The sequence below is a fragment of the Marinomonas pontica genome, assembly GCF_026191375.1.
Classification (GTDB): domain Bacteria; phylum Pseudomonadota; class Gammaproteobacteria; order Pseudomonadales; family Marinomonadaceae; genus Marinomonas; species Marinomonas pontica.
The window spans coordinates 20,683-45,845 of the sequence record NZ_JAODTL010000008.1 but is presented as its reverse complement, the minus strand read 5'-3'; the positions used below and the strand labels follow the sequence as shown (position 1 = coordinate 45,845).

At 46.2% G+C, this 25,163-nt stretch carries 23 protein-coding genes and 1 pseudogene; 15 read left to right on the top strand and 9 right to left on the bottom strand.

From position 1 onward, the window contains the following. The first annotated feature begins 50 nt into the window (after positions 1-50). Entirely contained in the window at positions 51-806 is a 756-nt protein-coding gene (hutC, locus tag N5P32_RS00890) for a histidine utilization repressor (protein ID WP_265727328.1), read from the top strand. Here the strand turns inward: hutC and N5P32_RS00885 are convergent. Together N5P32_RS00885 and N5P32_RS00880 are read right to left on the bottom strand one after the other, a co-directional pair. Next, positions 803-1,387: a HutD/Ves family protein gene (locus N5P32_RS00885; protein ID WP_265727327.1), complete on the bottom strand. Its 585-nt coding sequence runs from the start codon at positions 1,385-1,387 to the stop codon at positions 803-805. The genes hutC and N5P32_RS00885 overlap by 4 nt on opposite strands. Then, positions 1,380-2,780: a formimidoylglutamate deiminase gene (locus N5P32_RS00880; protein ID WP_265727326.1), complete on the bottom strand. Its 1,401-nt coding sequence runs from the start codon at positions 2,778-2,780 to the stop codon at positions 1,380-1,382. The genes N5P32_RS00885 and N5P32_RS00880 overlap by 8 nt, the downstream gene beginning before the upstream one ends. 319 nt (positions 2,781-3,099) lie before the next feature. Here N5P32_RS00880 and hutU point away from each other — a divergent pair, with 319 nt between their 5' ends. The 5 genes and pseudogenes from hutU to N5P32_RS00855 all read left to right on the top strand — a co-directional run bounded on the left by hutU (position 3,100) and on the right by N5P32_RS00855 (position 9,147). After that, a complete protein-coding gene (gene hutU / locus N5P32_RS00875; RefSeq protein ID WP_265727325.1) occupies positions 3,100-4,797 on the top strand; it encodes a urocanate hydratase in 1,698 nt (565 codons plus the stop codon). Between the two features lie 92 nt (positions 4,798-4,889). After that, positions 4,890-6,425, top strand: a complete 1,536-nt coding sequence (hutH, locus tag N5P32_RS00870; protein ID WP_265727324.1) for a histidine ammonia-lyase — start codon at positions 4,890-4,892, stop codon at positions 6,423-6,425. A 32-nt stretch (positions 6,426-6,457) separates the two neighbouring features. Continuing rightward, entirely contained in the window at positions 6,458-7,708 is a 1,251-nt protein-coding gene (hutI, locus tag N5P32_RS00865) for an imidazolonepropionase (RefSeq protein ID WP_265727323.1), read from the top strand. Then, positions 7,708-8,523 carry an N-formylglutamate deformylase gene (gene hutG / locus N5P32_RS00860; RefSeq protein ID WP_265727322.1) on the top strand — a complete coding sequence of 272 codons (816 nt, stop codon included), beginning with the start codon at positions 7,708-7,710 and terminating at the stop codon, positions 8,521-8,523. The genes hutI and hutG overlap by 1 nt, the downstream gene beginning before the upstream one ends. A gap of 88 nt (positions 8,524-8,611) precedes the next feature. After that, positions 8,612-9,147, top strand: a pseudogene (locus tag N5P32_RS00855) (DUF924 family protein). A 98-nt stretch (positions 9,148-9,245) separates the two neighbouring features. On the opposite strand, the gene N5P32_RS00850 reads toward N5P32_RS00855, so the two are convergent. After that, positions 9,246-9,899 (bottom strand): NAD(P)H-dependent oxidoreductase, encoded by a 654-nt coding sequence (locus N5P32_RS00850; protein ID WP_265727321.1) that lies wholly within the window; start codon positions 9,897-9,899, stop codon positions 9,246-9,248. 154 nt (positions 9,900-10,053) lie between these two features. On the opposite strand from N5P32_RS00850, the gene N5P32_RS00845 reads away from it, so the two are divergent. The 3 genes from N5P32_RS00845 to N5P32_RS00835 all read left to right on the top strand — a co-directional run bounded on the left by N5P32_RS00845 (position 10,054) and on the right by N5P32_RS00835 (position 12,357). Beyond that, entirely contained in the window at positions 10,054-11,025 is a 972-nt protein-coding gene (locus N5P32_RS00845) for a LysR family transcriptional regulator (protein WP_265727320.1), read from the top strand. A 97-nt stretch (positions 11,026-11,122) separates the two neighbouring features. After that, on the top strand, positions 11,123-11,728 hold the full coding sequence (locus tag N5P32_RS00840; protein ID WP_265727319.1) for an FAD-dependent oxidoreductase: 606 nt from the start codon (positions 11,123-11,125) through the stop codon (positions 11,726-11,728). Then, positions 11,683-12,357, top strand: coding sequence for an NAD(P)/FAD-dependent oxidoreductase (locus tag N5P32_RS00835; RefSeq protein WP_265727318.1), 675 nt, complete (start codon positions 11,683-11,685; stop codon positions 12,355-12,357). Before N5P32_RS00840 ends, N5P32_RS00835 begins: the two co-directional genes overlap by 46 nt. A gap of 84 nt (positions 12,358-12,441) precedes the next feature. Here the strand turns inward: N5P32_RS00835 and N5P32_RS00830 are convergent, their stop codons facing one another. The 4 genes from N5P32_RS00830 to msrA form a co-directional block, all read right to left on the bottom strand. After that, positions 12,442-12,831 carry a peroxiredoxin gene (locus N5P32_RS00830; protein WP_322783795.1) on the bottom strand — a complete coding sequence of 130 codons (390 nt, stop codon included), beginning with the start codon at positions 12,829-12,831 and terminating at the stop codon, positions 12,442-12,444. Positions 12,832-12,999: 168 nt separating this feature from the next. Then, positions 13,000-13,737 carry an oxygen-insensitive NADPH nitroreductase gene (gene nfsA, locus N5P32_RS00825; RefSeq protein ID WP_265727317.1) on the bottom strand — a complete coding sequence of 246 codons (738 nt, stop codon included), beginning with the start codon at positions 13,735-13,737 and terminating at the stop codon, positions 13,000-13,002. Between the two features lie 145 nt (positions 13,738-13,882). Further along, positions 13,883-14,452 (bottom strand): porin family protein, encoded by a 570-nt coding sequence (locus N5P32_RS00820; RefSeq protein WP_265727316.1) that lies wholly within the window; start codon positions 14,450-14,452, stop codon positions 13,883-13,885. Positions 14,453-14,659: 207 nt separating this feature from the next. Beyond that, entirely contained in the window at positions 14,660-15,286 is a 627-nt protein-coding gene (gene msrA, locus N5P32_RS00815) for a peptide-methionine (S)-S-oxide reductase MsrA (RefSeq protein ID WP_265727315.1), read from the bottom strand. A gap of 284 nt (positions 15,287-15,570) precedes the next feature. Between msrA and N5P32_RS00810 the strand changes: the two genes are divergently transcribed. From N5P32_RS00810 to N5P32_RS00800, 3 genes are all read left to right on the top strand, one after another. After that, the gene (locus tag N5P32_RS00810; protein ID WP_265727314.1) at positions 15,571-16,347 is read left to right on the top strand and encodes a ferredoxin--NADP reductase; all 777 of its coding nucleotides are present in this window, start codon (positions 15,571-15,573) and stop codon (positions 16,345-16,347) included. A gap of 45 nt (positions 16,348-16,392) precedes the next feature. Beyond that, entirely contained in the window at positions 16,393-17,256 is an 864-nt protein-coding gene (yghU, locus tag N5P32_RS00805) for a glutathione-dependent disulfide-bond oxidoreductase (RefSeq protein ID WP_265727313.1), read from the top strand. A 291-nt stretch (positions 17,257-17,547) separates the two neighbouring features. Further along, positions 17,548-18,357 (top strand): SHOCT domain-containing protein, encoded by an 810-nt coding sequence (locus N5P32_RS00800; protein ID WP_265727312.1) that lies wholly within the window; start codon positions 17,548-17,550, stop codon positions 18,355-18,357. A 92-nt stretch (positions 18,358-18,449) separates the two neighbouring features. Here N5P32_RS00800 and N5P32_RS00795 read toward each other — a convergent pair whose 3' ends face one another. Next, positions 18,450-20,414: a putative bifunctional diguanylate cyclase/phosphodiesterase gene (locus N5P32_RS00795; protein ID WP_265727311.1), complete on the bottom strand. Its 1,965-nt coding sequence runs from the start codon at positions 20,412-20,414 to the stop codon at positions 18,450-18,452. Positions 20,415-20,441: 27 nt separating this feature from the next. Then, positions 20,442-20,660, bottom strand: coding sequence for a YgaP family membrane protein (locus tag N5P32_RS00790; protein WP_265727310.1), 219 nt, complete (start codon positions 20,658-20,660; stop codon positions 20,442-20,444). Between the two features lie 424 nt (positions 20,661-21,084). Between N5P32_RS00790 and N5P32_RS00785 the strand changes: the two genes are divergently transcribed. The 3 genes from N5P32_RS00785 (at position 21,085) to N5P32_RS00775 (ending at position 25,099) form a co-directional block, all read left to right on the top strand. Continuing rightward, positions 21,085-23,328: an EAL domain-containing protein gene (locus N5P32_RS00785; protein WP_409371067.1), complete on the top strand. Its 2,244-nt coding sequence runs from the start codon at positions 21,085-21,087 to the stop codon at positions 23,326-23,328. A gap of 83 nt (positions 23,329-23,411) precedes the next feature. Beyond that, positions 23,412-24,434, top strand: coding sequence for a Stealth CR1 domain-containing protein (locus N5P32_RS00780; protein WP_265727308.1), 1,023 nt, complete (start codon positions 23,412-23,414; stop codon positions 24,432-24,434). Between the two features lie 107 nt (positions 24,435-24,541). Beyond that, the gene (locus N5P32_RS00775; RefSeq protein ID WP_265727307.1) at positions 24,542-25,099 is read left to right on the top strand and encodes an HD domain-containing protein; all 558 of its coding nucleotides are present in this window, start codon (positions 24,542-24,544) and stop codon (positions 25,097-25,099) included. The last annotated feature ends 64 nt before the right edge of the window (positions 25,100-25,163 follow it).

The following is a 25,163-nucleotide window of genomic DNA, read 5'->3' as shown; positions in this document are numbered from 1 at the left end:
CTAATCACGGTATACTTTTTTCTTAAATTAATGAACCTATGGAACTCTCAGTGTCTGACTTAACGCCCCCAAATCTTGCCAATTTGTTTGATGGATTACCTGATGCCCCCATGCCGATATACGCCAAATTAAAGCAGGCTATTTCGTTGAAAATTTCCTCTGGTGAGTGGCAAACCAATCAAAGAGTGCCGTCAGAGTCGGAAGTGGTAAAAGCATTAGGGGTGAGTCGCATGACGGTAAACCGCGCACTGCGTGAGCTGACCGCGGAAGGCTTATTAGTTCGACATCAAGGATTAGGGACATTTGTGGCTGAGAAAAAAGCCCATTCGGCGTTATTTGAAGTGCACAATATTGCAGAAGAAGTGGCAGCGCGCGGCCATACGCACCGTTCTGAATTACTCGTATTGGAATCGACCAAAGCCACTATGGAAGAAGCCATGACGCTAGGCGTTCGAACCAATCATGGCATCTTTCGTTCCGTGGTACTGCACTTTGAAAATGACCTGCCTATACAAATCGAAGAACGCATCGTAAACGCAACATTGGCGCCCGAATACGATAAACAAAACTTCGCGAAACACACACCTTACGAATACCTAATGAGCGTCGCACCCATGACGGAAGGCGAGCATTTGGTTGAAGCTGTCTTACCTAACGACATCGAGTGCGAGCGCTTACAAGTTAAAACATCAGAACCTTGTCTGCAGATCAAACGCCGCACATGGGCGGGTGATGACATTGTTACTGCCGCGCGCTTATTACACCCTGGCTCGCGCTTCCAACTGTTTGGGCATTTTGGGCGCTAGTTTGACGCGAATACTTGTATAAAGACACCACTTCCTTGGCTTAATAGAACCCTTGTGTCTTTCGAGAAAATGACCGTGCTGTGTGCATCGACAGACACGATTTCACCATTTACGACTTCGCCATTGTCGATTCCAAGTGTGCATTTTTCGTTGCAATAAAAACCACTGAACAAGGTGTCGTTGTTTGAAAATGAAAACGAGCAAGGCGCTGTATATGCTTCTACTCTGGCTTGAGTGTCGGTATCTCGCACCATGATGTTCAGGTCTTCAATCTTGCCATTTTTCAAAGTGGCGTGCGTTTCATCCCCGCCTGAAAAGCGCGCCATGTCCAATGGGTTCGTTAACAGATTGGTGTGGTTTGTGTGTTTCAGCGTCATTCCTTCGCCAGACAGCAACACCAAGGTACGATGCAAGCCGCTGAAATCGGAAAACATGCCATCTTCTACCACTGACGCTTGGCTGATACGAAAACGTAGGCCTATTTCATCTTCATGACGTTGAATCTCTAGGGTTTCGCCAAGGCCGTTTTTCCATGGCATTCGTAAGTATTGTGATGGCTCGATAATAATGAAATTAGGCATGGTTCATGGCCTTTTTAATGACTTGAATAAAGGCCAAACGGCTGCTGTCTTCTTGCTGGTGGCGGAAGTTTTCAATGGTGTGATTGCCAGCGACAAAAACGTCTTTAACAAGGTTTTCATTAGTGGCGAAGAGCCAGCGATTGAGCTGGTCTTTGGCTTCGCTTGCCGCGATAAAAGGATGGGATTCGTCAAGCACCATAAAGTCAGCACGGTTACCTTCAGCTAATCCTAATGACACATCGCAGGCTTGATTACCGCCCAATAAGGCTTGCTGGTAAAGGTTATCGCCCACGCTGGTTTGGTCAGGGCGATACAAGCGGTTACGCTGTTGATCCCGCAGGCGCTGCCCGTATTCATACGTTCGTAACTCTTCGACAATCGATAAGCTCACATGACTGTCTGATCCTATACCCCAACGGCCATTTTCTTGCTCGAAGGCCACACCTGGGAAAATGCCATCACCTAAATTCGCTTCCGTGGTTGGACACAGTCCAGCGACGGCTTGGCTCTTTGCAATGGCTTGGCGCTCAGTGTCGGTTAGATGAGTAGCGTGAACCAAACACCAGCGCTCATTCAAGCCGATTTCATTGTGCAGCCATTCCACAGGGCGTTGACCACTGAAGACGAGACTGTCTTGCACTTCTTTTTGTTGCTCGGCGATGTGGATATGTATCGGAACGTCTTTTTTTAACGCAGAGAGTACGGTTTCTATTTGTGATTTGGTCACTGCGCGCAGGGAGTGAAAGCAAATGCCTAGCTTGTGCCGAGGGTGATTCGCTAGCGCGTTATCGCAGGCTTGATGCAACGCCAAATAGGAATCTGTGCTGTTGATAAAACGCGCCTGTCCGGCGTTCGGTGCTTGTCCGCCAAAGCCCGAGTGTGAATACAGCACAGGTAAGAGCGTTAATCCCATTCCCGATTCGTCCGCAGCAGCGATGATCTGATTCGACATCTCACCAAGCTGAGCATAATGCTTTCCGCCCACGCCGTGGTGCAGATAGTGAAACTCTCCGACTTGTGTGTAACCGGCTTTTAGCATGTCGATATAAAGCTGTTTGGCGATGATGTGTGCGTCGTCTGGCGTGAGTTTTTGCACGATTTTGTACATCAAATCTCGCCAACTCCAGAAACTGTCATTTGGGTTCAAGCTGACTTCGGCGGCACCGGCCATCACTCGTTGGAAAGCATGGGAATGCACATTGGCAAGGGAGGGTAAGACGGGCCCAGATAAAATATGGCTCTCTGCTGTCGGTGCGCTGCCTGCTGCAAAAGAATGAAATTGCCCGTCTTTTACCGAGAAAAGTACGTTATGCGCCCAGCCTGTAGAGAGCAAAGCGCGTTCTGCAAAATAGTATTGAACCTTGTCGCAATGAGTAGTGTGTTGGCTAGTCACAAGTCATTTCCTAATGAATGTCGATCTTTTGAGTGTAATAGAAAATATAATGTATATACAAGTTTGTTTTTGATGAGTTTATTTTTCTTGTAGGTGTGTTCTTCTGTAGTGCTTGTTTAATAAGGTTTTTTTGTTTTTCGATCGGGCTTTTTTGCCTTTTATAATTTGAATTTACTGGATTTATTTTCAAAAATGCCTTGCATCTGGAAAAATTAGATTTTATCTTTAGGTTAATTGTATATACATGTTGGTTTGATTTATTGATTTTAATAAATAATTGATTAGAAGACTTTCTTTTTAAGTTTTAGGGGATTGAAAAATGACTAAGCAAACACTCGCTCAAAAACGTTATCGCGCTGGTGTCGTAAAGGCCGCAACGGGAACGACATTGACTGCTAAATCTTGGTTCACCGAAGCGCCGATGCGTATGTTGATGAACAACCTAGATCCTGATGTTGCAGAAAACCCAGAAGAATTGGTGGTTTACGGCGGTATCGGTCGTGCTGCACGCGATTGGGAAAGTTATGACAAGATCGTTGAATCCCTAAAAGAGCTAGAAGAAGATGAAACTTTGTTGGTGCAATCGGGTAAGCCAGTAGGCGTATTCAAAACCCACAGCAACGCACCGCGTGTTCTTATTGCCAACTCAAACCTAGTGCCACATTGGGCCAACTGGGAACACTTTAACGAGTTAGATGCGAAAGGCTTGGCGATGTATGGCCAAATGACCGCAGGTTCTTGGATCTACATCGGTAGCCAAGGCATTGTGCAAGGCACCTACGAAACCTTCGTCGAAGCTGGTCGTCAGCATTACGATGGCAAGTTGGCGGGTCGTTGGGTGTTAACCGCGGGTCTTGGCGGCATGGGTGGCGCTCAGCCATTAGCAGCGACGTTGGCGGGCGCGTGTTCGTTGAACATCGAATGTCAGCAAAGTCGCATCGATTTCCGTCTTCGTACTCGTTATGTGGATGAACAAGCGACAGACCTAGACGATGCTATGGCTCGCATCAAAAAATACACAGCAGAAGGCAAAGCGGTGTCCATCGCGCTTTGTGGTAACGCGGCCGAAATCCTACCTGAAATGGTAAAACGTGGTATTCGCCCAGATATGGTGACAGATCAGACCTCAGCCCACGATCCATTAAACGGCTACTTGCCATTGGGCATGAGCTGGGAAGAGTACCGCGAAAAATCTCAAACGGAACCACAGGCCGTCGTAAAAGCCGCGAAACAGTCCATGGCGAAACACGTTCAAGCCATGTTGGACTTCCAAAAAATGGGCATTCCAACGTTTGATTACGGTAACAACATTCGTCAAATGGCGATGGAAGAAGGTGTCGAAAACGCCTTTGATTTCCCAGGTTTTGTTCCTGCTTACATCCGTCCTTTGTTCTGCCGTGGTATCGGGCCTTTCCGTTGGGCGGCCTTGTCTGGTGACCCAGAAGACATTTACAAAACCGATGCGAAAGTAAAAGAAGTGATTGCGGATGACGAGCATTTGCATCATTGGTTAGACATGGCGCGCGAGCGTATTCAGTTCCAAGGTTTACCAGCGCGTATTTGTTGGGTGGGTCTTGGTCAACGCGCGAAACTTGGCTTAGCCTTTAACGAAATGGTGCGTAGCGGTGAATTGTCTGCCCCAATCGTTATCGGTCGTGACCATTTGGATTCGGGTTCTGTATCCAGCCCGAACCGCGAAACCGAAGGCATGAAAGATGGCTCTGACGCTGTCTCGGATTGGCCTCTATTGAATGCCTTGTTGAACACAGCCTCTGGCGCAACGTGGGTATCTTTGCACCACGGCGGCGGCGTCGGTATGGGCTTCTCTCAGCATTCCGGCATGGTGATTGTGTGTGATGGCAGTGATGAAGCGGCAGAGCGTATTGCACGTGTTCTTCATAACGACCCAGCGACTGGCGTGATGCGTCATGCTGACGCGGGTTATGATATTGCCATCGATTGCGCGAAAGAGCAGGGGTTGAACCTGCCGATGATCACTGGTGCTCAAGCGAAATAATCCGCTGTTGATGGAAAATTTGTAGGCCGGATGAGGGAAGTATGACCGTTATCCGGCGTTTTGATTTGAGAATAAAAAGATTGAGGAACACCATGTTTGAATTAACCATAAAACCAGGTCAGTTGACGCTAAACGAATTGCGTCAAATCAGCCGTCGTCACGTTAAATTGACTCTAGACGAAAGCGCTTTCCCTGCGATTCACGCCAGCACACAAGTGGTGAACGATGTGATTGCACAAAACCGCACGGTGTACGGTATTAACACGGGTTTTGGTTTGTTGGCGAATACACGTATCGCGCCAGAAGATTTAGACGAGTTACAACGCAGTATCGTATTGTCTCATGCGGCGGGCATCGGTGAATTGATGGAAGACAAAACCGTCAAACTGATCATGGCGTTGAAGGTAAACAGCTTGGCACGTGGTTTCTCGGGTATTCGTCTTGAAGTGATTCAAGCCTTGCTGACGTTGATCAATAAAGAAGTCTACCCATGCATTCCGAAAAAAGGTTCGGTAGGCGCGTCGGGCGATTTAGCGCCGTTGGCACACATGAGTACGATTTTGCTAGGGGAAGGCAAAGCCCGCTACCGTGGTGAAGTAATCTCTGGCCAGGCCGCTTTGTCTATCGCTGGTTTAGAGCCAATTGCTTTAGCACCAAAAGAAGGTTTGGCGTTGTTAAACGGCACGCAAGCATCGACGGCGTTTGCCTTAGAAGGTTTGTTCGAAGCAGAGGATTTGTTCGCGTCCGCGGTCGTGTGTGGCTCCTTATCTGTGGAAGCGGCGCTTGGTAGCCGTAGTCCATTCGATGCGCGAATTCATGAAGTACGTGGTCATCAAACACAAATCGACGCGGCCGCTGCATATCGTTATCTATTAGGCGAAACGTCTGAGTTAGGCGATTCTCACCAAGGCTGTGAGAAAGTCCAAGACCCTTATTCGCTACGTTGTCAGCCGCAAGTGATGGGCGCATGCCTTGAGCAAATCCGCAGCACGGCGAAAGTCTTGTGTGTGGAAGCGAACTCGGTATCGGACAATCCATTGGTGTTTGCCGCAGAAGGCGACATCATTTCTGGTGGTAACTTCCATGCAGAACCTGTTGCTATGGCGGCAGATAATCTTGCTTTGGCGATTGCTGAAATTGGTAGTTTGTCTGAACGTCGTATGGCTTTGCTGATCGACAGTAACCTAAGTAAATTGCCGCCATTCTTGGTGGACAACGGCGGTGTAAACTCTGGTTTCATGATTGCGCAAGTAACGGCGGCGGCATTGGCGAGCGAGAATAAAACCTACGCGCACCCAGCGTCTGTTGATAGTTTGCCGACCTCGGCTAACCAAGAAGATCACGTTTCTATGGCGACCTTCGCAGCGCGTCGTTTGAAAGACATGGCGGAAAATACCCGCGGTATCTTAGCGGTGGAAATTTTGTCTGCGGTACAAGGCTTGGACTTCCGCGCGCCATTGAAATCCAGTAAGCGTTTAGAAAATGCCCGTGCGACTTTGCGCGCTCGTGTACCTTTCTATGACAAAGACCGCTACTTTGCGACTGACATCGAAAAGGCCAATGAGTTGCTGTTAGAAGCGGTTCATAACGACACCATGCCTGAAGGGCTATTGCCTAGTATTAAATAGCCAAGTTTAGTGATTTAAGAAAAGGAAAAGCGATGACAAACGATACTGCAATGAAGTTAGACAGCTTATGGCGAGGTGCTCATATCGCTACCATGAAAAATGGCTTGTATAGCGTGATTGAAAACGCCGCCATTGGTGTCGTCGGCGGGCGTATCGTTTGGATTGGCGAAGCACAAGATTTGCCTGTCTATGAAACTCAGACGGAGCATGACTTGGGCGGCGGCTGGATTACGCCAGGTTTGATCGATTGCCATACGCACCTTGTGTTTGGTGGTAATCGTGCAGGGGAATTTGAACAGCGCTTAAATGGTGTGAGTTATCAAGACATCGCCAAGCAGGGCGGCGGTATTGCGTCCTCTGTGAAGGCGACTCGCGACGCCAGCGAAGCGGAATTAGTCGCCAGTGCATCGCGTCGGCTGAAAAGTCTCATGGCCGATGGCGTGACCACTGTAGAGATCAAATCCGGTTATGGTTTGTCTCTCGACAGTGAGTTAAAAATGCTGCGAGTGGCAACAGAGCTAGAAAACCAATGCCCAGTGACCATTAAACGTACTTGTTTGGCGGCGCATGCGATGCCGCCAGAGTTTGACGATAAGGACGCTTATATTGATTATCTTTGCGAGTCGGTATTACCAAAGATCGCCACATTGGGTATGGCGGATGCTGTAGACGCCTTCTGTGAAGGCATTGCCTTTAGCACAGATCAAGTAGAGCGTTACTTTAAAATCGCGCAGTCACTGGGCTTGCCGGTGAAAATCCATGCGGAGCAGCTGACGTCGCAGGGCGGTACTCGCATGGCGGCTTCGTTCAAAGCGTTATCGGCAGATCACATTGAGTTTATTGAAGAGGCTGATGTAAAAGCCATGGCCGACTCTGGCACGGTGGCTGTGCTGTTGCCGGGTGCGTTTTTCACCCTAAAAGAAACGCAACGTCCGCCGATTGATTTACTGCGTCAATACGGCGTGCCAATGGCGATTGCCACGGATGCCAACCCCGGAACGTCGCCTGCGTTATCGCTTCGATTGATGATGAACATGGCGTGTACCTTGTTCGCACTGACGCCAGAAGAGTCTTTGGCTGGCGCGACCATTCACGCTGCTAAAGCATTGGGAATGTCTGATACTCATGGTAGCTTAGAGGTCGGTAAAGTCGCGGACTTTGTTTGCTGGGACGTAGAAAGTCCAGGTGAGCTAAGCTATTGGTTAGGTGGCAACCTAGTTAAGCATCGTGTTTACCAAGGTTACTTAAGCCAAGGTAACGAGAATCAAGGGGGAAAAGCATAATGACAACGCATGACGCATTAACTGTACCGGCCTTTGATTTTGTGCAGGGCGATTCGCCTTTGCTGGTCAGTATGCCCCATTCGGGTTTGAACCTGACCGAAGCGGTGCAAGTCGGATTAACAGAGCAAGCCAAAAAATTGCCGGATACGGATTGGTTCATTCCTGAGCTTTATGCGTTTTTAGCGTCATTGGGCGTGGGTTTTATTAAAGCGAATTACTCACGTTATGTGATCGATCTTAATCGACCCTATGACGACAAACCACTCTACGCAACGAAAACCACGGGCTTGTTCCCCGATATTTTATTTGAAGACACGCCTGTTTTTGCTGAAGGCAAAGCGCCAACTAATGAGCATAAAACCTTTTGCAAAGAACATATTTGGAAACCTTACCATGGCACGATTGAACAAGAACTCGCGCGACTAAAAGCCAAGTTCGGCTACGCAATTTTATTCGACGCACACAGTATTGCTGCCGAAGTGCCTATGTTATTTGAAGGCACGCTGCCGGACTTTAACTGGGGAACTAACGAAGGCAAAGCGTGCGACGCCGCAATCGCCAATGCCGTCACGCAAATACTGCAACCGAACTACACGCAAGTGCTCAATGGGCGTTTCAAAGGCGGCTACATCACTCGTCACTTCGGCCAACCAAGTAACGGAATTCACGCCATTCAACTGGAACTTTCCCAAGCCACTTACATTAACGATGAATTAGCCAAGCAGTCTGATTACCAACTTGATGAGAGAAAACAGCCGTATATTACGCAACAACTGAAAGACGTGATTGAGGCGTTAACAGCCATCGCTTTGTAGATTGCCTACGATTAAAAGTACAGTGATTGGAATATAACGGTTCCAAGCACTATATTTCTACTTGCTTGGTCAATTTGGAGCTAAAGTGATGTATCAAGAGGTTTTGGATTTTTGGTTTACGGAAATTGAACCTGAATTATGGTTTAAAAAAGACACCAATTTTGACAACGAAATCGTAACTCGATTTGGCAAATTACATCGCCAAGCGGTTCAAGGTGAATTGTCTGCTTGGCGCCATTCTTCAAAAGGCGCCTTGGCTGAAATAATCTTATTAGACCAATTTTCCCGTAATATTTACCGCGACCACCCAGACGCTTTTGCGGCTGACTCGATGGCTTTGGCGCTGGCTCAAGTTGCTGTTTTTCATGGATTGGACTTGGAATTGTCTCCCACCGAGAGAAGCTTTTATACATGCCTTATATGCACAGTGAATCCTCCGTAATTCACGAAGAAGCCGTTAAATTATTTAGCGACTTGGGCATAGTGAATAATTTGGATTTTGAATTAAAACACAAAAAAATTGTGGATCGTTTCGGCCGTTATCCACACAGAAATGCCATTTTAGGCAGAAAATCGTCTTATGAAGAGTTGGAGTTTTTGGCTGAACCAAATTCTAGTTTTTAATAATAGTGTATTTAGCTTATTTTGCGTGCGGTATTTTTGAATATAAAAAAGAGCAAGTCACTTACGTGGCTTGCTCTTTTTGCTTTTTTAAATAGGCTTTAAAGCACAGTCACTACATCCGACATCGCTAGGCGAGATTTTGGTAACGCGGCGTTGTAGTCTTCGTCTTTGTGGTGATAGCCGATAGCCAGCGCCACATCACATTGGTAACCTTCAAGCTCTGGGAATAATTCACGAATTAGTTCGTGATCGACCCCTTCCATTGGTGTTGAATCAATGCCTAAACGTGCTGCTACGTGCATGGTGTTTCCAAGCGCTATGTAGGTTTGGGCTTTTGTCCATGCTGAATTGTTGCCGTTTTCATCCATGTTCATTTCTGCGAAAGCAAACCCACCAAAGGCTTGTTCTCTGTTTTCTGGTTTAGTGCGGCCATCTTCAATTCCTTTATCAACAACATTAGCGTAGTCATCACGGCTATAATGCGTTTTGTGAGCAAATAGGATGATGTGCGAAGCGTCTTTCGCGTGCTTTTGGTTGAACTGGAATTTGTTTGCAAAGGTATCGTGGAAGCGTTGTTTGGCTTCATCACTTTCAATCACGATAAATTTCCAAGGTTGAGAGTTGATAGAAGATGGTGATAGGCGCATGGCTTCATAGATTACCTCTAAGTCAGCTTGAGAAATGCGCTTTGATGCATCGTATTGTTTGGTAGTGTGACGACTTTCTAGATCGGTAATAATTTGGTGTGACATGTTTGTCTCCATGAAAAGTAGTGACGCTCTGGTTCGAGCAAGTTGGCGCTATGGTAACTAGGCTTTATCGAATGAAAAACAGGGTTTTTATTGAATTATTATCAAATTATATTTGATAATAATGTCTGTGTTTTTCGCTAAAAAAGGGGTTGCCATGCAGTTAGAGGATCTTCGTGTTGTGTTAAAAGTGGCGGAGTGTCGAAGTATTACCGCGGCGGCTACACATTTAGACATGCAAATGGCAACCGCCAGCGCTGCGGTTAAACGAGTGGAGGCGGCGCTTGGTGTTGAGCTGTTTGTGCGCACCACACGGCACCTTCGATTGTCGACAGCGGGTGAGCGTTATTTACCACAATGCACGGCGGCTCTGTCGATGCTGGACCAAGCGAAGCAAACCATTCATAACGATTTGGATATCATCAGCGGGGAAATTCGTTTAGCGGTATCGTCTGATTTGGGGCGAAACATCGCGATCCCTTGGGTAGATGATTTTATGGAACAGTATCCACAAGTCACGTTAAGAGCGCACATTAGTGACAGTAATATTGATTTCTATCGAGATGCGTTGGATGTCGCTCTGCGTTATGGCGCGCCTGCGGATTCAAATTTGTACGGTTTTAAAATATGTAATGTGCCTCGATTATTGGTGGCCAGTCCCATGTATTTGGAAAAACACGGTACGCCCAAACACCCTAAAGATTTGCTCAATCACCAAGGATTGTTTTATCAGCTGCAAAATATTTTGAACGACACTTGGCACTTCTCATACAAAGAGTCAGGTAACGAGTCAGGCGCAGATAAATCTTACAAAATTAAGCCCAAAGCCTATTGTGCCGCGAACGACGGCGACTTGGTAAGACGTTGGTGTGTGGCTGGAAAAGGTGTGGCAATAAAGTCCTCATTGGATATTTCGCGTGATTTACTGGCTGGTCGAGTGGTTTCTCTTATGCCTGATTATAAAATCCCCCAAGGTGAGCTTTGGTTAATTAGCCCGAGCCGCCAATCCATTACACCAACCGTGCGTCTTTTGCGGGATATGTTTCGAGAGCGCACAAGGGCGCTTTTGACCCAATTAGTCGAGCAAGGTTTTGTGTCGGAAGACGTATTCGAAAGTGGCGATTCATAGAATAGCAATGAAACTGGCGGTATAAGGATATTCACTTACTCTTGGGGGAGGAGTAGATTGTTTTTATTGGCTAATTGGAATGGTGTAGAGGTCGGGTATGGCGGAATTTCTTGTTCTGGGTGCGGGAATGGTTGGTGTGAGCAGTGCCTTAGCGCTGCAAGCTCGTGGTCATCAGGTTACCATTGTTGATCGTAAGGGCGCAGGGTTAGAAACCAGTTACGGTAACGCGGGGATGATCCAAGTTGAGGCGGCAGAACCGTATGCTTTGCCAAGAGACTTGGTGACGCTATTTAAATATGCGCTGGAAATAAGTAACGACGTGACGTGGAAAATGCGCGGTGTAGTACAAATGGCGCCGGCTCTGTGGTCGTATTTCCGCTACTCTTCCCCTGAAAAACACGCACATATCTCTCAATTCTATTCGCGGTTAGTGGCGCGCTCTACCGAAGATCATCGATCTTTAATCCGTGATGCTAAGGCTGAATCGTTAATACGCCATCGTGGTCTGGTTATGTTGCATCGCAACGAAAAGGCGTTTGAAAAAGCCGCTAAAAAGGCTGCTTTCCTTAGGCAAGAATATGGTGTCCTGTCCGATATTTTTGATGGCAAGCGTTATCTGAAAGAAGAGCCTGCTTTGAAGAAAGCCCAGCAGGCGCTGTGCATTTTACGCAAAGCTGGAGCTGTTCTTCGCCGGGAGAGTTGACCGAAGCCTATTGTGACTTATTCGTTAAACGTGGAGGCCGATTTGTCACGGGAGAGGCAAATACGTTGCAGCACACAGTATCGGGTTGGCAGATTCTCACCAGTGAAGGGGAACTGAAAGCGGAGCAAGTGGTGGTGGCGCTAGGGCCGTGGTCACCAGAGCTGTTATCGCGTTTTGGTTATCGAATTCCTATGGTATACAAGCGTGGTTATCATGGTCATTTTAATGCGCCAAAAACACTACAACGGCCATTTTTAGACGTGGAAAATGGTGTATTGGCAGCGCCGATGATAAAAGGGTTAAGAGTGACAACGGGGGCGGCTTTGGTGCCGCGAAATGCACCGATAGACACAAGGCAGCTAAAACGTGGTGCTGTGGCATTGAGTGAAATCATCGATTTAGGGGAACAAGTAAAAGAGCCGCAATGGATGGGAACTCGTCCTTGCATGCCCGATATGCTGCCTCTTGTGGGTGAAGCGCCACATCATAAAGGCCTATGGTTTCACTTTGGGCATGGACATCAAGGCTTTACCTTGGGGCCGACCACCGCGGAATTGTTGATGCAAGTTATGGAAGGCGAAAGCAGCGAGTTGCTTGATGCGCTGTCACCGGTCGGGCGTTTATCTTAATCGTTTACAAGAGTGTGGCAAAAAAGCAGGCTTTTATGACGACAGCCTGCTGTTCGTTGTGCGCATAAAAAATAGCCGTTTGAATTAACGGCTTTTTAAGTAATTCAGCATGGTGTCGGCATCAGACACTTCAAATGGGTCGCTTGGCGCGTCGTCTTGGAAACCTGCTTCAGAGAACATTTTTTTGATTTCGCCGTTTTCAACGTACATTGCGTAACGCCAGCTGCGCATACCAAAACCTAAGTTGTCTTTTTTAACCAGCATGCCCATTTTACGAGTAAAGTCGCCGTTGCCGTCAGGCAGAAGGAAAACGTTTTTCGCGTTTTGGCTTTTGCCCCATTGGAACATCACAAATGCATCGTTCACAGAAACACAAATTACCGCGTCTACGCCTTGGGCTTTGAATTCTTCGTACAGCGCTTCATAGCGTGGTAAGTGAGACGTTGAGCACGTTGGTGTAAAGGCGCCTGGCAAAGAAAAACAACAACGTTTTTGTTGTCGAATAAATCTGCGGTTGCGACATCTTTCCATTCGAATGGGTTTGGTCCACCCAGTTCTTCATTGCGTACACGTGTTTTAAAGATAACGTTTGGGACATTAGTGATCATGTGCTTTCCTCAGTTGATAAATACAATATAGAGATTAACGCTTTAAAAAACCTTGTTGTTGCAAAAAGCTTAACATGTGTTCGCGCTTTTTCTTTTGCACTGCGGCGGCGGTTTGTTCTGACCAGTTACTGGTTTTTTGATTGTCGCCACGGCTTTGGTAATAGGCTTGCATTTGTGCGTCGTAAGCTTTTACATTTTCTGCGCAACGGCGGCTGTCGTAACTGTCTTTATGAAGGATAACATCGACAGGCAAACGCGGTTTGATGTCTGGTTGTGCATCGGGATAACCAAGGCACAGGCCAAATATAGGGTAAACGTGTTTTGGCAAATTAAGTATGTCGGCAACTTGTGCGGGGTCGTTACGAATGCCGCCAATAAACACGGCACCAAGGCCAACGGATTCCGCTCCTAACATGAGGTTTTGCGCAAAAAACGTGGCGTCGGTTGTCGCTGCGATAAAATGTTCAGTGTTGCCTTCGAGTTCGCCTAATCCTTGCTCTATGCTGCAATGTTCCACTCGGGTTAAATCCGCGCAAATTACTAGAAATTCGGCAGCTGATTCGACCCATTTTTGACCACCGGCCAACGCCGCCATCTTTTGACGGTTGTCTTTGTTGGACACTTGGATCAAAGAATATGCCTGAATAAAACTGGAAGAAGCGGCACCTTGGGCGGCTTGTATCAGCTGTTTGAGTAAGGCGTCATCAATCGGTTGTTGGGTGTATTGGCGAATGGATTTATGGTTGGTTTGAGCTTGCAGAATGGGGTTCATAGTCGACATCTTTTGAAAATGAGATGCATAGATACTAGAGGCTTAGCGCCAAAGGGTCAAAGACCCATCGCGGGGGATTGTGCATAAAAAGAAGAAGACAGGCTCGATGACGCCTGTCTTCTTCTGGGATTGGAGGAAATGGGGATTAAAAACGGTATTCTGCACCGACACTGGCTTGGTTGAAGTCGGTTTTGAACTTTGAATCAGAGCTGACGTTGTCTGCGTTTAGGTCAACGTCGTACCAGGTGTATTGTGCATTTAGCAATAAGTTTTCTGTGACGTTAAAGTTGACACCAGCACCAGCGAACAAACTGCGATCGTCTGAGTGGCCGGAAACCGAGGCAATATTGTAGTCGGTTTTGTGCCAGAGCTGGCCAGCTTTAGCGAACACTTCTACTGTCTGAGTGATCGGGATGGTGCCTTTTAGAGCCGCAGTGTAACCCGTGGTTTCTGCGTTCGCGGCGCGGCCACCATATTTACCGAAATCAATGTAACTGCCTTCCAAAGCAAGAAACGAGTTCAAGCGATAGCCGACTACGCCTTGAACCATGTCGTTGTTGTCGTCAAAGTCATCATCACTGTCTACTTTGAGATACCCATAATTACCACCAACATAAAAACCGCTGTTATTTTCTGTCATGTCTTGCGCCTTTGCGGCGGTACTTAACGAGGCGATAACCATGCTGCCCGCAAGGATTGGAATGATTTTTTTCATCGTAAAACTCCTTTTCGTTACTGAGATAGAACTCCGCGAGTTGAGTTTTTACTCTGATATAGGGAGGCTAAGATGGCTAGCTTTTCGACGTGGTTTACCTATTTGCTTCAATTTCTATGCGCAAAATCGAGGGAAAAAACGTTTTGCTGATACTTAGAAAAGTGAGAGCGCACACGAAAATACGCAGGCGTGCACTCTGCTTTGCTGTTAATGGTATTTCTTGCTGGCCACTTCGCCCCAAAGGCGCTCAAGTTTATTATCTCGACCACAACTTGCTCGGTAGTAAGCATAATGAAGCGGGTTTTTAGTGTAGTAACTTTGGTGATATTCCTCTGCTGGGTAGAAGGTTGTTGCTGGTAGGATTTCTGTCACCACGTCATTCTTAAACGGCTTGGTGTTGATCACTTTGGCTAAAGACGCGTCGAAGACGGCTTTTTGTTCGGCATTTTGGTAGAACATTGCGGTTTTGTAAGGTGAGCCTTTGTCGCAGAATTGGCCTTCTGCGTCGGTTGGGTCGATGGTTTTCCAGAAATAGTCTGCTAATGCTTTTAGTGAAACCACGTCATCATCAAAGTGAATTTCAACGGCCTCAAAGTGGCCGGTTTTTCCCGACGATACTTGTTTATAGGTTGGGTTTTCCGTGTCTCCTCCGATGTACCCAGAGACAACATCGCTGACGCCTTGTACGGCTTCAAAATCCGATTCTACACACCAAAAGCAACCGCCAGCGACGATCATGGTTTGTGGTGCGGCGTGTGATAAGCCGCTAAAAGAGACCGCTCCGCCGAGCAGCAATAAACCGAAAGTGTTACTGAGTAAATGTCGAGTTTTCATGTTGAGTGTCCTTATTATCCTGTGAGCGCACCGGATCGATAACGCGGTTAGCCATAGCGTCTTTTTCATGCTGCTGACTCTTTGACGTACAGCAGAGCACTTTTCTTACAATGAATTTTACCTTCCTATTTCTTAACGTATTTGCTGCCCATTTGGATGTCATGCTGTTTAAATCGTTATTCTATATATGCTCAGCATATTAAAGTCATTTAAATTATCGATTATATAAATATAGGGTTGTCTAATAGTATTCATGGCAATCAGCGTATTTATTAGGGGAAGGTATGAGTGCTTTTGCGACCGAACGCGTGTTGAGCGTTCACCATTGGGACGACAATTTGTTCAGCTTTAAAACCACACGTAATCCAAGCTTGCGATTCGATAATGGTCAGTTTGTCATGATTGGGTTAGAAACAGAGACGCGTCCTTTGATGCGTGCTTACAGTATAGCGAGTCCGAATTACGAAGAGCATTTGGAATTTTTCAGTATCAAGGTACCCAATGGGCCGTTGACTTCACGCTTGCAGCACTTGGAAGTCGGCGACGAAGTCTTGGTCAGTCGCAAACCCACAGGCACGTTGGTAACGCGTGATTTACACCCAGGTAAGCATCTGTATTTGTTATCAACGGGCACGGGTTTAGCGCCTTTTTTAAGCGTCATTCAAGATTTTGATGCTTATGAGCAGTACGAAAAAATTGTGCTGATTCATGGTGTTCGTCATGTAAGCGAGTTGGCGTATGCGGACTTTATAGAAAAGGAATTGCCCGACAACGAATTTTTTGGTGAGCAAGTACGTGAAAAACTGATTTATTATCCGACAGTCACTCGCGAAGCCTTTCGGAACCAAGGGCGCCTGACGGACTTGATTCGCAGTGGCAAATTAGCTGAAGATATTGGCTTGCCTCAGTTAAACCCAGAGCACGACCGAGCCATGATTTGCGGCAGTCCGAGTATGCTAAAAGACACGTCCGCTTTATTGGATGAGTTGGGGTTTCATGAGTCCCCAAAAATTGGTGTACCTGGGGATTATGTGATCGAGCGAGCGTTTGTTGAACATTAAGCGTGGAAGCTTTTCTTCTACCCAGAAAGAATTTTAGGAGATGTTATGAGTTCTGATACCAAGTTGAATCAAGACTATGTGCCACCAAAAGTATGGACGTGGGATGCTGAAAGCGGTGGCAAATTTGCCAGCATCAATCGTCCTGTTTCAGGCGCCACCCATGAAAAGGTATTACCCGTTGGAAAGCATCCACTGCAGTTGCATTCGTTGGCGACACCAAACGGCCAAAAAGTCACCATTATGCTGGAAGAGCTATTGGCGCTAGGAATCAGTGCTGCTGAATACGACGCGTATTTGATTAACATTGGCGAAGGTAATCAGTTTGGTTCTGGCTTTGTCGAGATTAACCCAAACTCTAAAATCCCTGCGTTGATGGATCACAGCACAACGCCACCGACTCGTGTGTTTGAGTCGGGTTCTATTTTGCAGTATTTGGCTGAAAAATTTGATGCCTTGATACCAAAAGACCTAGCGGCAAAAACGGAATGTCGTAATTGGCTGTTCTGGCAAATGGGTTCTGCGCCGTATTTAGGGGGCGGCTTTGGTCATTTTTATGCGTATGCGCCGACTAAAATGCAATATCCGATTGATCGCTTTACCATGGAAACCAAACGTCAGTTAGATGTCTTGGATAAGCAGTTAGCTAAGAACACTTACATGGCGGGCGACGAATACTCAATCGCGGATATCGCCATTTGGCCTTGGTACGGCAATTTAGTTTTGGGTAACTTGTACGATGCCGCAGAATTTTTGGATGTAACCAGCTATAAAAACGTGTTGCGTTGGGCAAAAGCCATTGAGCAACGTCCAGCCGTGCAGCGCGGACGCATTGTGAATAAATCTTTTGGCGACGGAGCGAAACTGGAAGAGCGTCATGATGCGTCGGATATTGATGTGCTCATGAAATAAAATTAGGCTCAGTCACCGGATATTCAAAAGAGGCAAGCCATGTAGTGGTTTGTCTCTTTTTTGTGGCAAAAAAAGTATGCTCAGAAAATAAACAGTTATTTGTGTCTATTCAGCTCTTGTCACGATTTTGTAAGACGTGTCTGTGTTAGAGTAGAGATCTACGAAACCTGTTGGCCAGCATGATGCTGCAACCTACTCTTTGTTTGTGTCCATGTACTAGGCGATGTTTGCCTTTTTTGCAGCGGATAGATAAAAGAGAACAGCTCTACGTCTTATTTAGAGAGCTTTACCATGCAAAATTTAACGCAAGATGGACAAAACCTAGTAAATTCCCTTTCCCGTCGTTACAACCTAAGCTTTGATGCCGTGATGCACATGCTGATTGCCGTAAACAACGGTAGTGGTTCGATGGCGCAGTTCAACTGTCCCGAGCTAGGTGGTGGCGGTCAGTGGATGCGTGGTGGAATGACTATGGTTGGAGACATGTTCAACTATGGTTTGAAATCAACAGTGGATAACTTGTGTAATGAATTGGCTAATGGTCTTGCCAATATGCAGGTATTCATGCCGTTAGCAAAGGGCTCTAAATCTAGCAATCAATGGTGGCCTGGCGATCTGGGTCAGCCTTTTAGCAGCGGTGCACAAAACAGCACACGTTACGCTATTTTTCCGAATCGCCTAGCGGTAGAAGTGAATGGCAACGTAACGGTTTACGATACGTTAGACAACAACATTGGTGGCATAAGCCAGCAGCAGGGCGGTAACTCATCACTGACTTTTTTCAGCCAATATGGCACGATTCCGGTTAATACCTTACCTATTGTTTCTGGTGTAGATTCGTCTGACTCAAATGTGAACAATCATGCATTACAACAGTCAGCTCAACAAAACCTAGTACCACAGAATAACTTTGTGGCTCCGTCTGCGCTAATTGCGTTTACACCAGCTTCTGCAATGCAAACACCTCAGAACTTGACGGATACGGCATCAGTCGATGAAGTTATCCAGTTGATTGAAAAATTAGCGAAGTTACGTGATATGGGGGCTATTTCAGACAACGAATACAATTTGAAAAAAACGGATTTGCTTAACCGTATTTGATGTAGAGGGCTGATTTGATCCAACATAAGTATTAAACAGCGTACAAGCATACAAAAGACAAGTCACCTTAGACTTGTCTCTTGTATGTCATGTTACGAGATTGGTAAAAACACATTATTAAGCAATAATGGCTCTATTTCCTCTACTGGCATGGGTTTAGCGAAATAGTAACCTTGCCCATACAAGCAGCCCATCTCTATCAGCAAATCGGCTTGCGCTTTGTTTTCTACGCCTTCAGCAATGGCTTTGCTGTCAAAGGTTTTCGCTAATGAGATGGCCAACGCCGCCACCGCTTGTTTTTTTACGTCCTGTTCAATGTCAATAATAAAGGATCGATCAATTTTGATGTGGTTCACGTTTAGATTACTGATGTACGAGAGCGAGCTCATCCCAGTGCCAAAATCATCAATGGCGAGCTTAATTCCCGCTTGTTTGAAGTCACTAAGACGGCAGGAAATATAGTCTATGTTGATGCTGGTGGAAGACTCTATTAGCTCGATTTCTAAGTAGCTTGAGTTGATCGCGTATTTTTCCAAAAGAGTAAATGTGTAATCCAATAATTCAGGGTCGAGAAGGTTATAAGGCGATAAATTGATGGCAATAGGCGTATAAATTCCTTGTTTTTGCCACTGCGATAATTGCTCTATGGCGTTTAAAATAATATAACGTCCAAATTCTTGTACGCGTCCACTTTGCTCTATCAGGTCAATAAAATGATAGGGCGACAACAATCCGTCGGTCGGGTGATACCATCTTGCTAAGCCTTCAACACCAATGATCTGGCCATCCGCGAGTGACACTTTTGGCTGATAATGCAGTTTGATCTGGTTGTCGGTGAGCGCGTTTTCTAGGTCGGCACGTAGACGCAGCCTTTGATGACCACGTTGCGTGTTTCGTTCGCTGAATAAACTCCAGCCGCTGCGTTTCTGTTTGGCTTCGTACATGGCGACGTCGGCCAATGTGATCAGGGACTCGGCATTGTTCGTATGGCTAGGGTAGTGAGAAATGCCAATGCTGGCGCCCGTGTTGATCGACAACTTATTGATCATTACGGGTTCATTGCACACCTCTATTAAACGTTGCGCGAGGTCTTTGGCGTCCGTTATATCCATTTCGGGCGCCCAAACGATGAATTCATCGCCCCCTAATCGCACCAAAGTCTGTGTGTTGTTCAAGGCATTTTGTAGCTTTTGGGCGACGTCGATCAGTAATGAGTCTCCTGCCGCGTGGCCAAATGTGTCGTTAACTTCTTTGAATTTGTCTAAATCAATGACAAAAAGAGAACCTTGTTTGGGCGCAGGCATGTTGTGATAGTCTGATTTTTTATCGATGGAAGTAGGGCATAAATCGATACTCTGCATCAGATTTGTTAGATACAGCCGATTTGGTAATCCTGTTAAGGCATCGTGCGTAGCCAAGCGAGCCAGCGCATCATTCTTGTTTTGCACGCGCTTGTTCATCCATGACGACAAGGTGAGCGCAAGCCACGCCGCTAACCAGAACACAATGACCGAGGTGATAATAAGGCGTTGCATGACAAACTTTAGGGTGTCGTCTAGGCTTTGAGACGTTTTAACAATGGTGATTTGGTATCGGTCATCTTGTATGACTTGCCATAGCAAGGTGACGTCGTCTACTTCTGTAACGCCATTAGGCATATCCGCTATGTGTGACGTTATAATTGGATAAACGGGCAGCTTCGAGATCAAATAGTCAATTTTTTCTTTGTCAATGTTGTGGTTCATCGACCACTTCATGTCGGAATTAGATACTTTTATATAGAGCTGAGGTACTGAAAAATGCTTGCTAAAGTACACCAAGCTTACGAGTTCTGACAGGTGTTGCTGAGAGTCGTTCTTCGACAACAAGATTTCACCATGCAAAAACATGGCTTGTCGATGAAGGGAATCTAGCTCCGTTTTAAGCCCTAAGTCCGCCGCGAGTCGATACGACACCACGACATAAATAGTGGCGACAGATAACGCGACGCTGAGACACACAAGCATCAACTTTAGACGAAAGGATTTGTCTCTTTGTAACTCTAAAATGGGTGGCATAAGCTTCCAAAAAGTAAGCGTGTCGGGTTAATCATGTTTCTTTTTGTAAGTGTTTATTCCCGCAAGGTGATAAACCGGACACCAACCGAAAAACAAAGAAATTAAATTCAAGGCGCCAAACACGCCGAGCAATACTTCCAGTATTGGCTCTTGTAAATACTCACCGTTAAACAGCGCAAACCCTGTAAATACAATGCCAACGACACCGCGGATGATCCGATCGAGTGAATTCAAATTCTTTTTCATGTTCGTTTCCTGCTTAGAGAAGAAAGGACTTTGATTTATAAATAATCAAACTTACCCTTCGAATAAACAAGGTAGAGACTGTAAGTAAATGCGTCGCAATGTAATTTGGCTGCATTCTGGTTATTTTTTGAAATTGAAATGCGCATCCGCGCGCATGGTGCGGCGAGAAATATGGATCATAAAGCCCTATACTAAGCGGACTATATTCCAGACGATCCTTTGTAAACGGTGCTGTAAGTCCTGTACTTAGGCGTACTCTGAGACCCTAATTCAAGGTTAATGCAAATGCTGATATTGCTTTTCGCTCAGGTTGGTCTTTTTTCTTTGTTTCCTTTGTTTTTCTCTTTTCTTAGCCACAGCGTGAGAAGAGGCGCATTTTATATTTACATTGCTTTGGTGCTTTTGATCGGGGGCTTTTTTGGCAATGTATACAGCATCCCCATTAACGAGCATATCAATATTCTCTGGCGGCAACCTTTGCTATGGCGCATTTATGATGGCGTCGGTTTTGTTTGTTTTTCTCGAAAGGGATGTTTTCATTCTGCGTAATTTGGTGCGCCTTGTTATTTTGGTCGATACCTTTAATGTACTTTTTTCTATGCTGGTTGGCGCAATGTTAACGACGCCCGGCATGATCAATCCACACAATATCCCGTCGGCTTTTTTTGATGTGTCGGTTCCATTCATTATTTTGGGTGGAACGCTGATTATTTCAGAATTACTTCTGCTGTTTTATTGCTTCGATGCCATTAAAAAGCGCCAATGGTCTTACGGCGCGACCAGTACCCTGTACATTTTGTTGTTTATTTTTGTGCTGTGTTTGGATGGCGTGCTATTCCCCTTTATCGCCTTTGGGGTGAATCAAATGGTGATCGATATCGTCATTGGTGGATTGAGCGGCAAAGTCATCATGGCGTGTTCTTTCAGTGTTCCTTTGTTGGGCTTTGCACTATTTAGACATAAGCACCTGTCAGCGTATTTTGCGAGTGACGCCGTAAAGTGGTCATCGTTTTTTTCGTTGAACAGTCAATTAAAGCAAGAGTTGTCAGAGAAAAATTACGGCCTAAAACAAGCCTCTACCGTTTTTAATAATGTCAAAGAAGGCTTGGCCATCGTGGACGATAAGGGGGTTATTATCAAAGCGAATCCTGCGTTTTGTTCTATGGTTGGCCTTCCTTCTATCGTGGAGCCTGGTTCTACGTCTGTTAATACGCTGTTTGCCTTTGCGGCGTCCAATGAGCTTCCAGAGGAAAAAGAAGCCCATTGGCGAGGCGAAGTGAGTTTTGGGGGCACATCACATGGTTTGCTGACCATCACGCCGGTTGGGGCCGAGTCCAGCCAGAGCGAAACCTATATTTATGCGTTGGTGAATATTGATGAGCTGAAAGAAACGCAAAACAAGCTGTTTTATTTGACGCGGCATGATCCATTAACCGGATTGGAAAACAGACGGGCTTTAGACGATTTGATCCGAGACTATTCTGATAATGACATGTGTTTGATTGTGGTCGATTTGGATCACTTTAAAGACGTTAACGACAGCTATGGTCATGGTTCTGGCGACATTGTTTTGTCCGTTATTGGTCAGCGTTTGTTGGGCGCATTGAGTCATATCCCGACATTGACCGCGCACGTTTGTCGCACCGGCGGTGATGAATTTGCAATCTTGGTTATGACCTCCGATCAGGGCGCCATTGATCGACTGAATCGCGCGGTTCAAGAAGCCTGTAAAGCACTGATTACATTGCCTCAAGGAAGTGAAATTTATGTGTCTGCGACACTGGGAGTGAGCTTTCAGGGGCTAAAAGACAACGGTGATATTCTGCAAGAAGCCGACTCTGCATTGTATGCCGCAAAACACGAACGACGTGGCAGCATTGGTTTTTACGAAGAAAAACTCACCAGTGTCAGTCAGAGGAAACTGCAGTTAAGCGTGAAACTGAAACAGGCATTAGAGACGGAACAGTTGCGCGTTTTTTACCAACCACAATATGCGAGCGAAACACTCCAGATAGTCGGGGTTGAGGCTTTGGTCCGTTGGCATGATGCCGAATGGGGTTGGATTGGTCCGGATGAATTTATTCCTGTTGCAGAAGAGATGGGCTTGATCGAAAGGCTAGGAGAATGGGTGTTGTTAACGTCCTGTACACAAGGCAAATTGTGGCTGGACAATGGCATTAAGGGCATCAAAATGTCGGTCAATGTGTCGGCCCATCAGCTCCGATTTGGACAGTTTATGGGCACAGTAAAGCAGGCGTTGATAAAAAGTCGCTTTCCTGCGGAATTATTGCAACTTGAGCTGACAGAGTCGTCGTTTATCGAACGTGAGCAAGAAGTCATCCCACAGCTTATTGCGCTAAAAAGTTTGGGTGTTCAACTGGCCATAGACGATTTTGGGACAGGGTATTCCTCTTTGTCGTACGTTGCTACTTTGCCTTGGGACACATTGAAAATAGACCGCAGCTTTATCAACCGCTTGCCGGAAGACAAAGCACAACGCCAAATGACGGATACAATTCTTCAACTGGCCAAAAATATGGATTTGTCGATTGTCGTAGAAGGGGTCGAAACGCAAGCGCAGTTCGATTACCTGCGTTCGAAAAAGTGTGAAGTCATTCAAGGGTACTATTTCTCACCTGCCGTGCCTGCTGAGAAAATTACATTCTAAGTCAATAGGTTAGTAGCAGACACTGAGAATAGAATAGTGCGACAATATCGAATGACCTTTGACATCATCTAAGAGATCACCACGTGGCACAAAAACAGACAGAGACCGAAAAAACAAGCAATACAACAGCGCGCCAGCTTGAACCGATTGATGCCGTCATTACTTGGGTGGATGGAAGCACAGCGAAACACCAACAGAAACGACAAAAATACATGGCAATGGAGTCTTTGCCACTGAATGAAAATGCTTCTAACCCACATCGATGGTTATGCAACGATGAGATTTTGTACTGCATTCAGTCGATTGAAAATCATGCGCCCTGGATAGGAAAGATTTGGATTGTGGTTGACGATGAAGGCCCCGACTTATCCAGCCTCTCGGGCAACATCAGAGCCAAGGTACATCTTGCCTATCATTCGGAACTATTTGATGGCTTCACGCAGGTGTTGCCGACCTTCAACTCGTTAACCATCGAAAGTATGCTCTGGCGGATTGAGGGGCTGAGTGAGCGCTTTATCTATTTTAATGATGATGTATTCTTGGCCGCGCCGCTAAAACCAACCGATGTTTTTGACGGGCTGACGCCTGTTTTGCGTGGCAAATGGGTGGATTATAGCGGTTTGCTCAGTGATGCTGAAATGCGCCATCACCCAGCAAAATTTCATTATTTTATGCAGATCAATGCGGCCAATATCATTGGCTTTCCGTCGACTGACGTGTTTTCTTCGGCTCACGTGGTGCATCCTTTTCGACGTTCAATCATGGCCGAGCTGTTTGCTCGATATCCCGACGAGTTTCTCCAGAACATCAAATACAGGTTTCGTAATCTGGCGCAATTTTTCCCTCAAGGTCTCCATAATCACGCCTGCCTCCGCGACCAAAAAGCCAAGGTTAGCACGACAGCCGATCATCTTCATATCATAAGCGGGCAGGGAAAAGGCCAGCCGCCAGCTGACACTCTTGCCTTGCTGAGCAAAGCGACAGAACCTGACATTAAGTTTTTGTGTGTGAACGATCTTCCGCAATTGGTCGAAATTATCCCCGATGCACGAGACTGGATTGCGCAAGCGATAGGCGGTTTTCCTGAGCCGGTTGTTGTTAAATAGTTGACATGTTTGGTCATCGTCAGATGACCTTGCAACTTAGGGTCGAATTCTGCACGCTTCTTGGTTACTCTGGATCCTATTTAGTCAGCAGCAGATGAAGAGCCGCCATGTTGGATCCGAAGAGTTCACACGCCATAGAACAACAACTTCACTTTTTACGTGAGATAGACCAACTCAAATCGGTCATCCGTAAATCGCCTTTGATTGATCAATCAAGACGAGAAAATTCCGCTGAACATTCTTGGCATTTGGCCATGTACGCTTTTATTCTAAAGGACAGTTCTTACAAAGAAATCAATATAGACCGAGTGATCAAAATGCTATTGATACATGATATTGTCGAAATTGATGCAGGCGATCACCCCATTCACGAAACAACCGATAACAGCGCACAAGAGGAAGCAGAACAACAAGCCGCAGAACGTATTTTTGGTTTATTGCCAACGTCACAAGGCGAAGAGCTCAAAGCCCTTTGGTACGAATTTGAAGCCGCAGAATCCAATGATGCCGTCTTCGCAAAATCTCTAGATCGTCTACAGCCACTGATTCATAACGTCGCCACCGAGGGTGGTACTTGGGTGGAAGGGAAGGTGACTCACGAACAAGTGGAACAGCGCTATGGTTCCGTGATCAGCGGGGGGCTCAGACGATTTGGCAGGTGGTAAAAACATTAGTAAGTAAACACTTTCAGTCGAAGTAGCTCTGTTGAAGTTAAGCGGTCGAAGTCAT

What these genes read in the sequence shown, in the direction of transcription:
- hutU (WP_265727325.1), top strand. Translation starts at nt 3,100, where the DNA reads ATGACTAAGCAAACACTCGCTCAAAAACGTTATCGCGCTGGTGTCGTA.
- N5P32_RS00845 (WP_265727320.1), top strand. Translation starts at nt 10,054, where the DNA reads ATGCAGTTAGAGGATCTTCGTGTTGTGTTAAAAGTGGCGGAGTGTCGA.
- hutI (WP_265727323.1), top strand. Translation starts at nt 6,458, where the DNA reads ATGACAAACGATACTGCAATGAAGTTAGACAGCTTATGGCGAGGTGCT.
- N5P32_RS00775 (WP_265727307.1), top strand. Translation starts at nt 24,542, where the DNA reads ATGTTGGATCCGAAGAGTTCACACGCCATAGAACAACAACTTCACTTT.
- msrA (WP_265727315.1), bottom strand. Translation starts at nt 15,286, where the DNA reads ATGAAAACTCGACATTTACTCAGTAACACTTTCGGTTTATTGCTGCTC.
- N5P32_RS00810 (WP_265727314.1), top strand. Translation starts at nt 15,571, where the DNA reads ATGAGTGCTTTTGCGACCGAACGCGTGTTGAGCGTTCACCATTGGGAC.
- yghU (WP_265727313.1), top strand. Translation starts at nt 16,393, where the DNA reads ATGAGTTCTGATACCAAGTTGAATCAAGACTATGTGCCACCAAAAGTA.
- N5P32_RS00795 (WP_265727311.1), bottom strand. Translation starts at nt 20,414, where the DNA reads ATGCCACCCATTTTAGAGTTACAAAGAGACAAATCCTTTCGTCTAAAG.
- hutH (WP_265727324.1), top strand. Translation starts at nt 4,890, where the DNA reads ATGTTTGAATTAACCATAAAACCAGGTCAGTTGACGCTAAACGAATTG.
- N5P32_RS00790 (WP_265727310.1), bottom strand. Translation starts at nt 20,660, where the DNA reads ATGAAAAAGAATTTGAATTCACTCGATCGGATCATCCGCGGTGTCGTT.
- N5P32_RS00820 (WP_265727316.1), bottom strand. Translation starts at nt 14,452, where the DNA reads ATGAAAAAAATCATTCCAATCCTTGCGGGCAGCATGGTTATCGCCTCG.
- N5P32_RS00850 (WP_265727321.1), bottom strand. Translation starts at nt 9,899, where the DNA reads ATGTCACACCAAATTATTACCGATCTAGAAAGTCGTCACACTACCAAA.
- N5P32_RS00800 (WP_265727312.1), top strand. Translation starts at nt 17,548, where the DNA reads ATGCAAAATTTAACGCAAGATGGACAAAACCTAGTAAATTCCCTTTCC.
- N5P32_RS00785 (WP_409371067.1), top strand. Translation starts at nt 21,085, where the DNA reads ATGTATACAGCATCCCCATTAACGAGCATATCAATATTCTCTGGCGGC.
- nfsA (WP_265727317.1), bottom strand. Translation starts at nt 13,737, where the DNA reads ATGAACCCCATTCTGCAAGCTCAAACCAACCATAAATCCATTCGCCAA.
- hutG (WP_265727322.1), top strand. Translation starts at nt 7,708, where the DNA reads ATGACAACGCATGACGCATTAACTGTACCGGCCTTTGATTTTGTGCAG.
- N5P32_RS00840 (WP_265727319.1), top strand. Translation starts at nt 11,123, where the DNA reads ATGGCGGAATTTCTTGTTCTGGGTGCGGGAATGGTTGGTGTGAGCAGT.
- N5P32_RS00885 (WP_265727327.1), bottom strand. Translation starts at nt 1,387, where the DNA reads ATGCCTAATTTCATTATTATCGAGCCATCACAATACTTACGAATGCCA.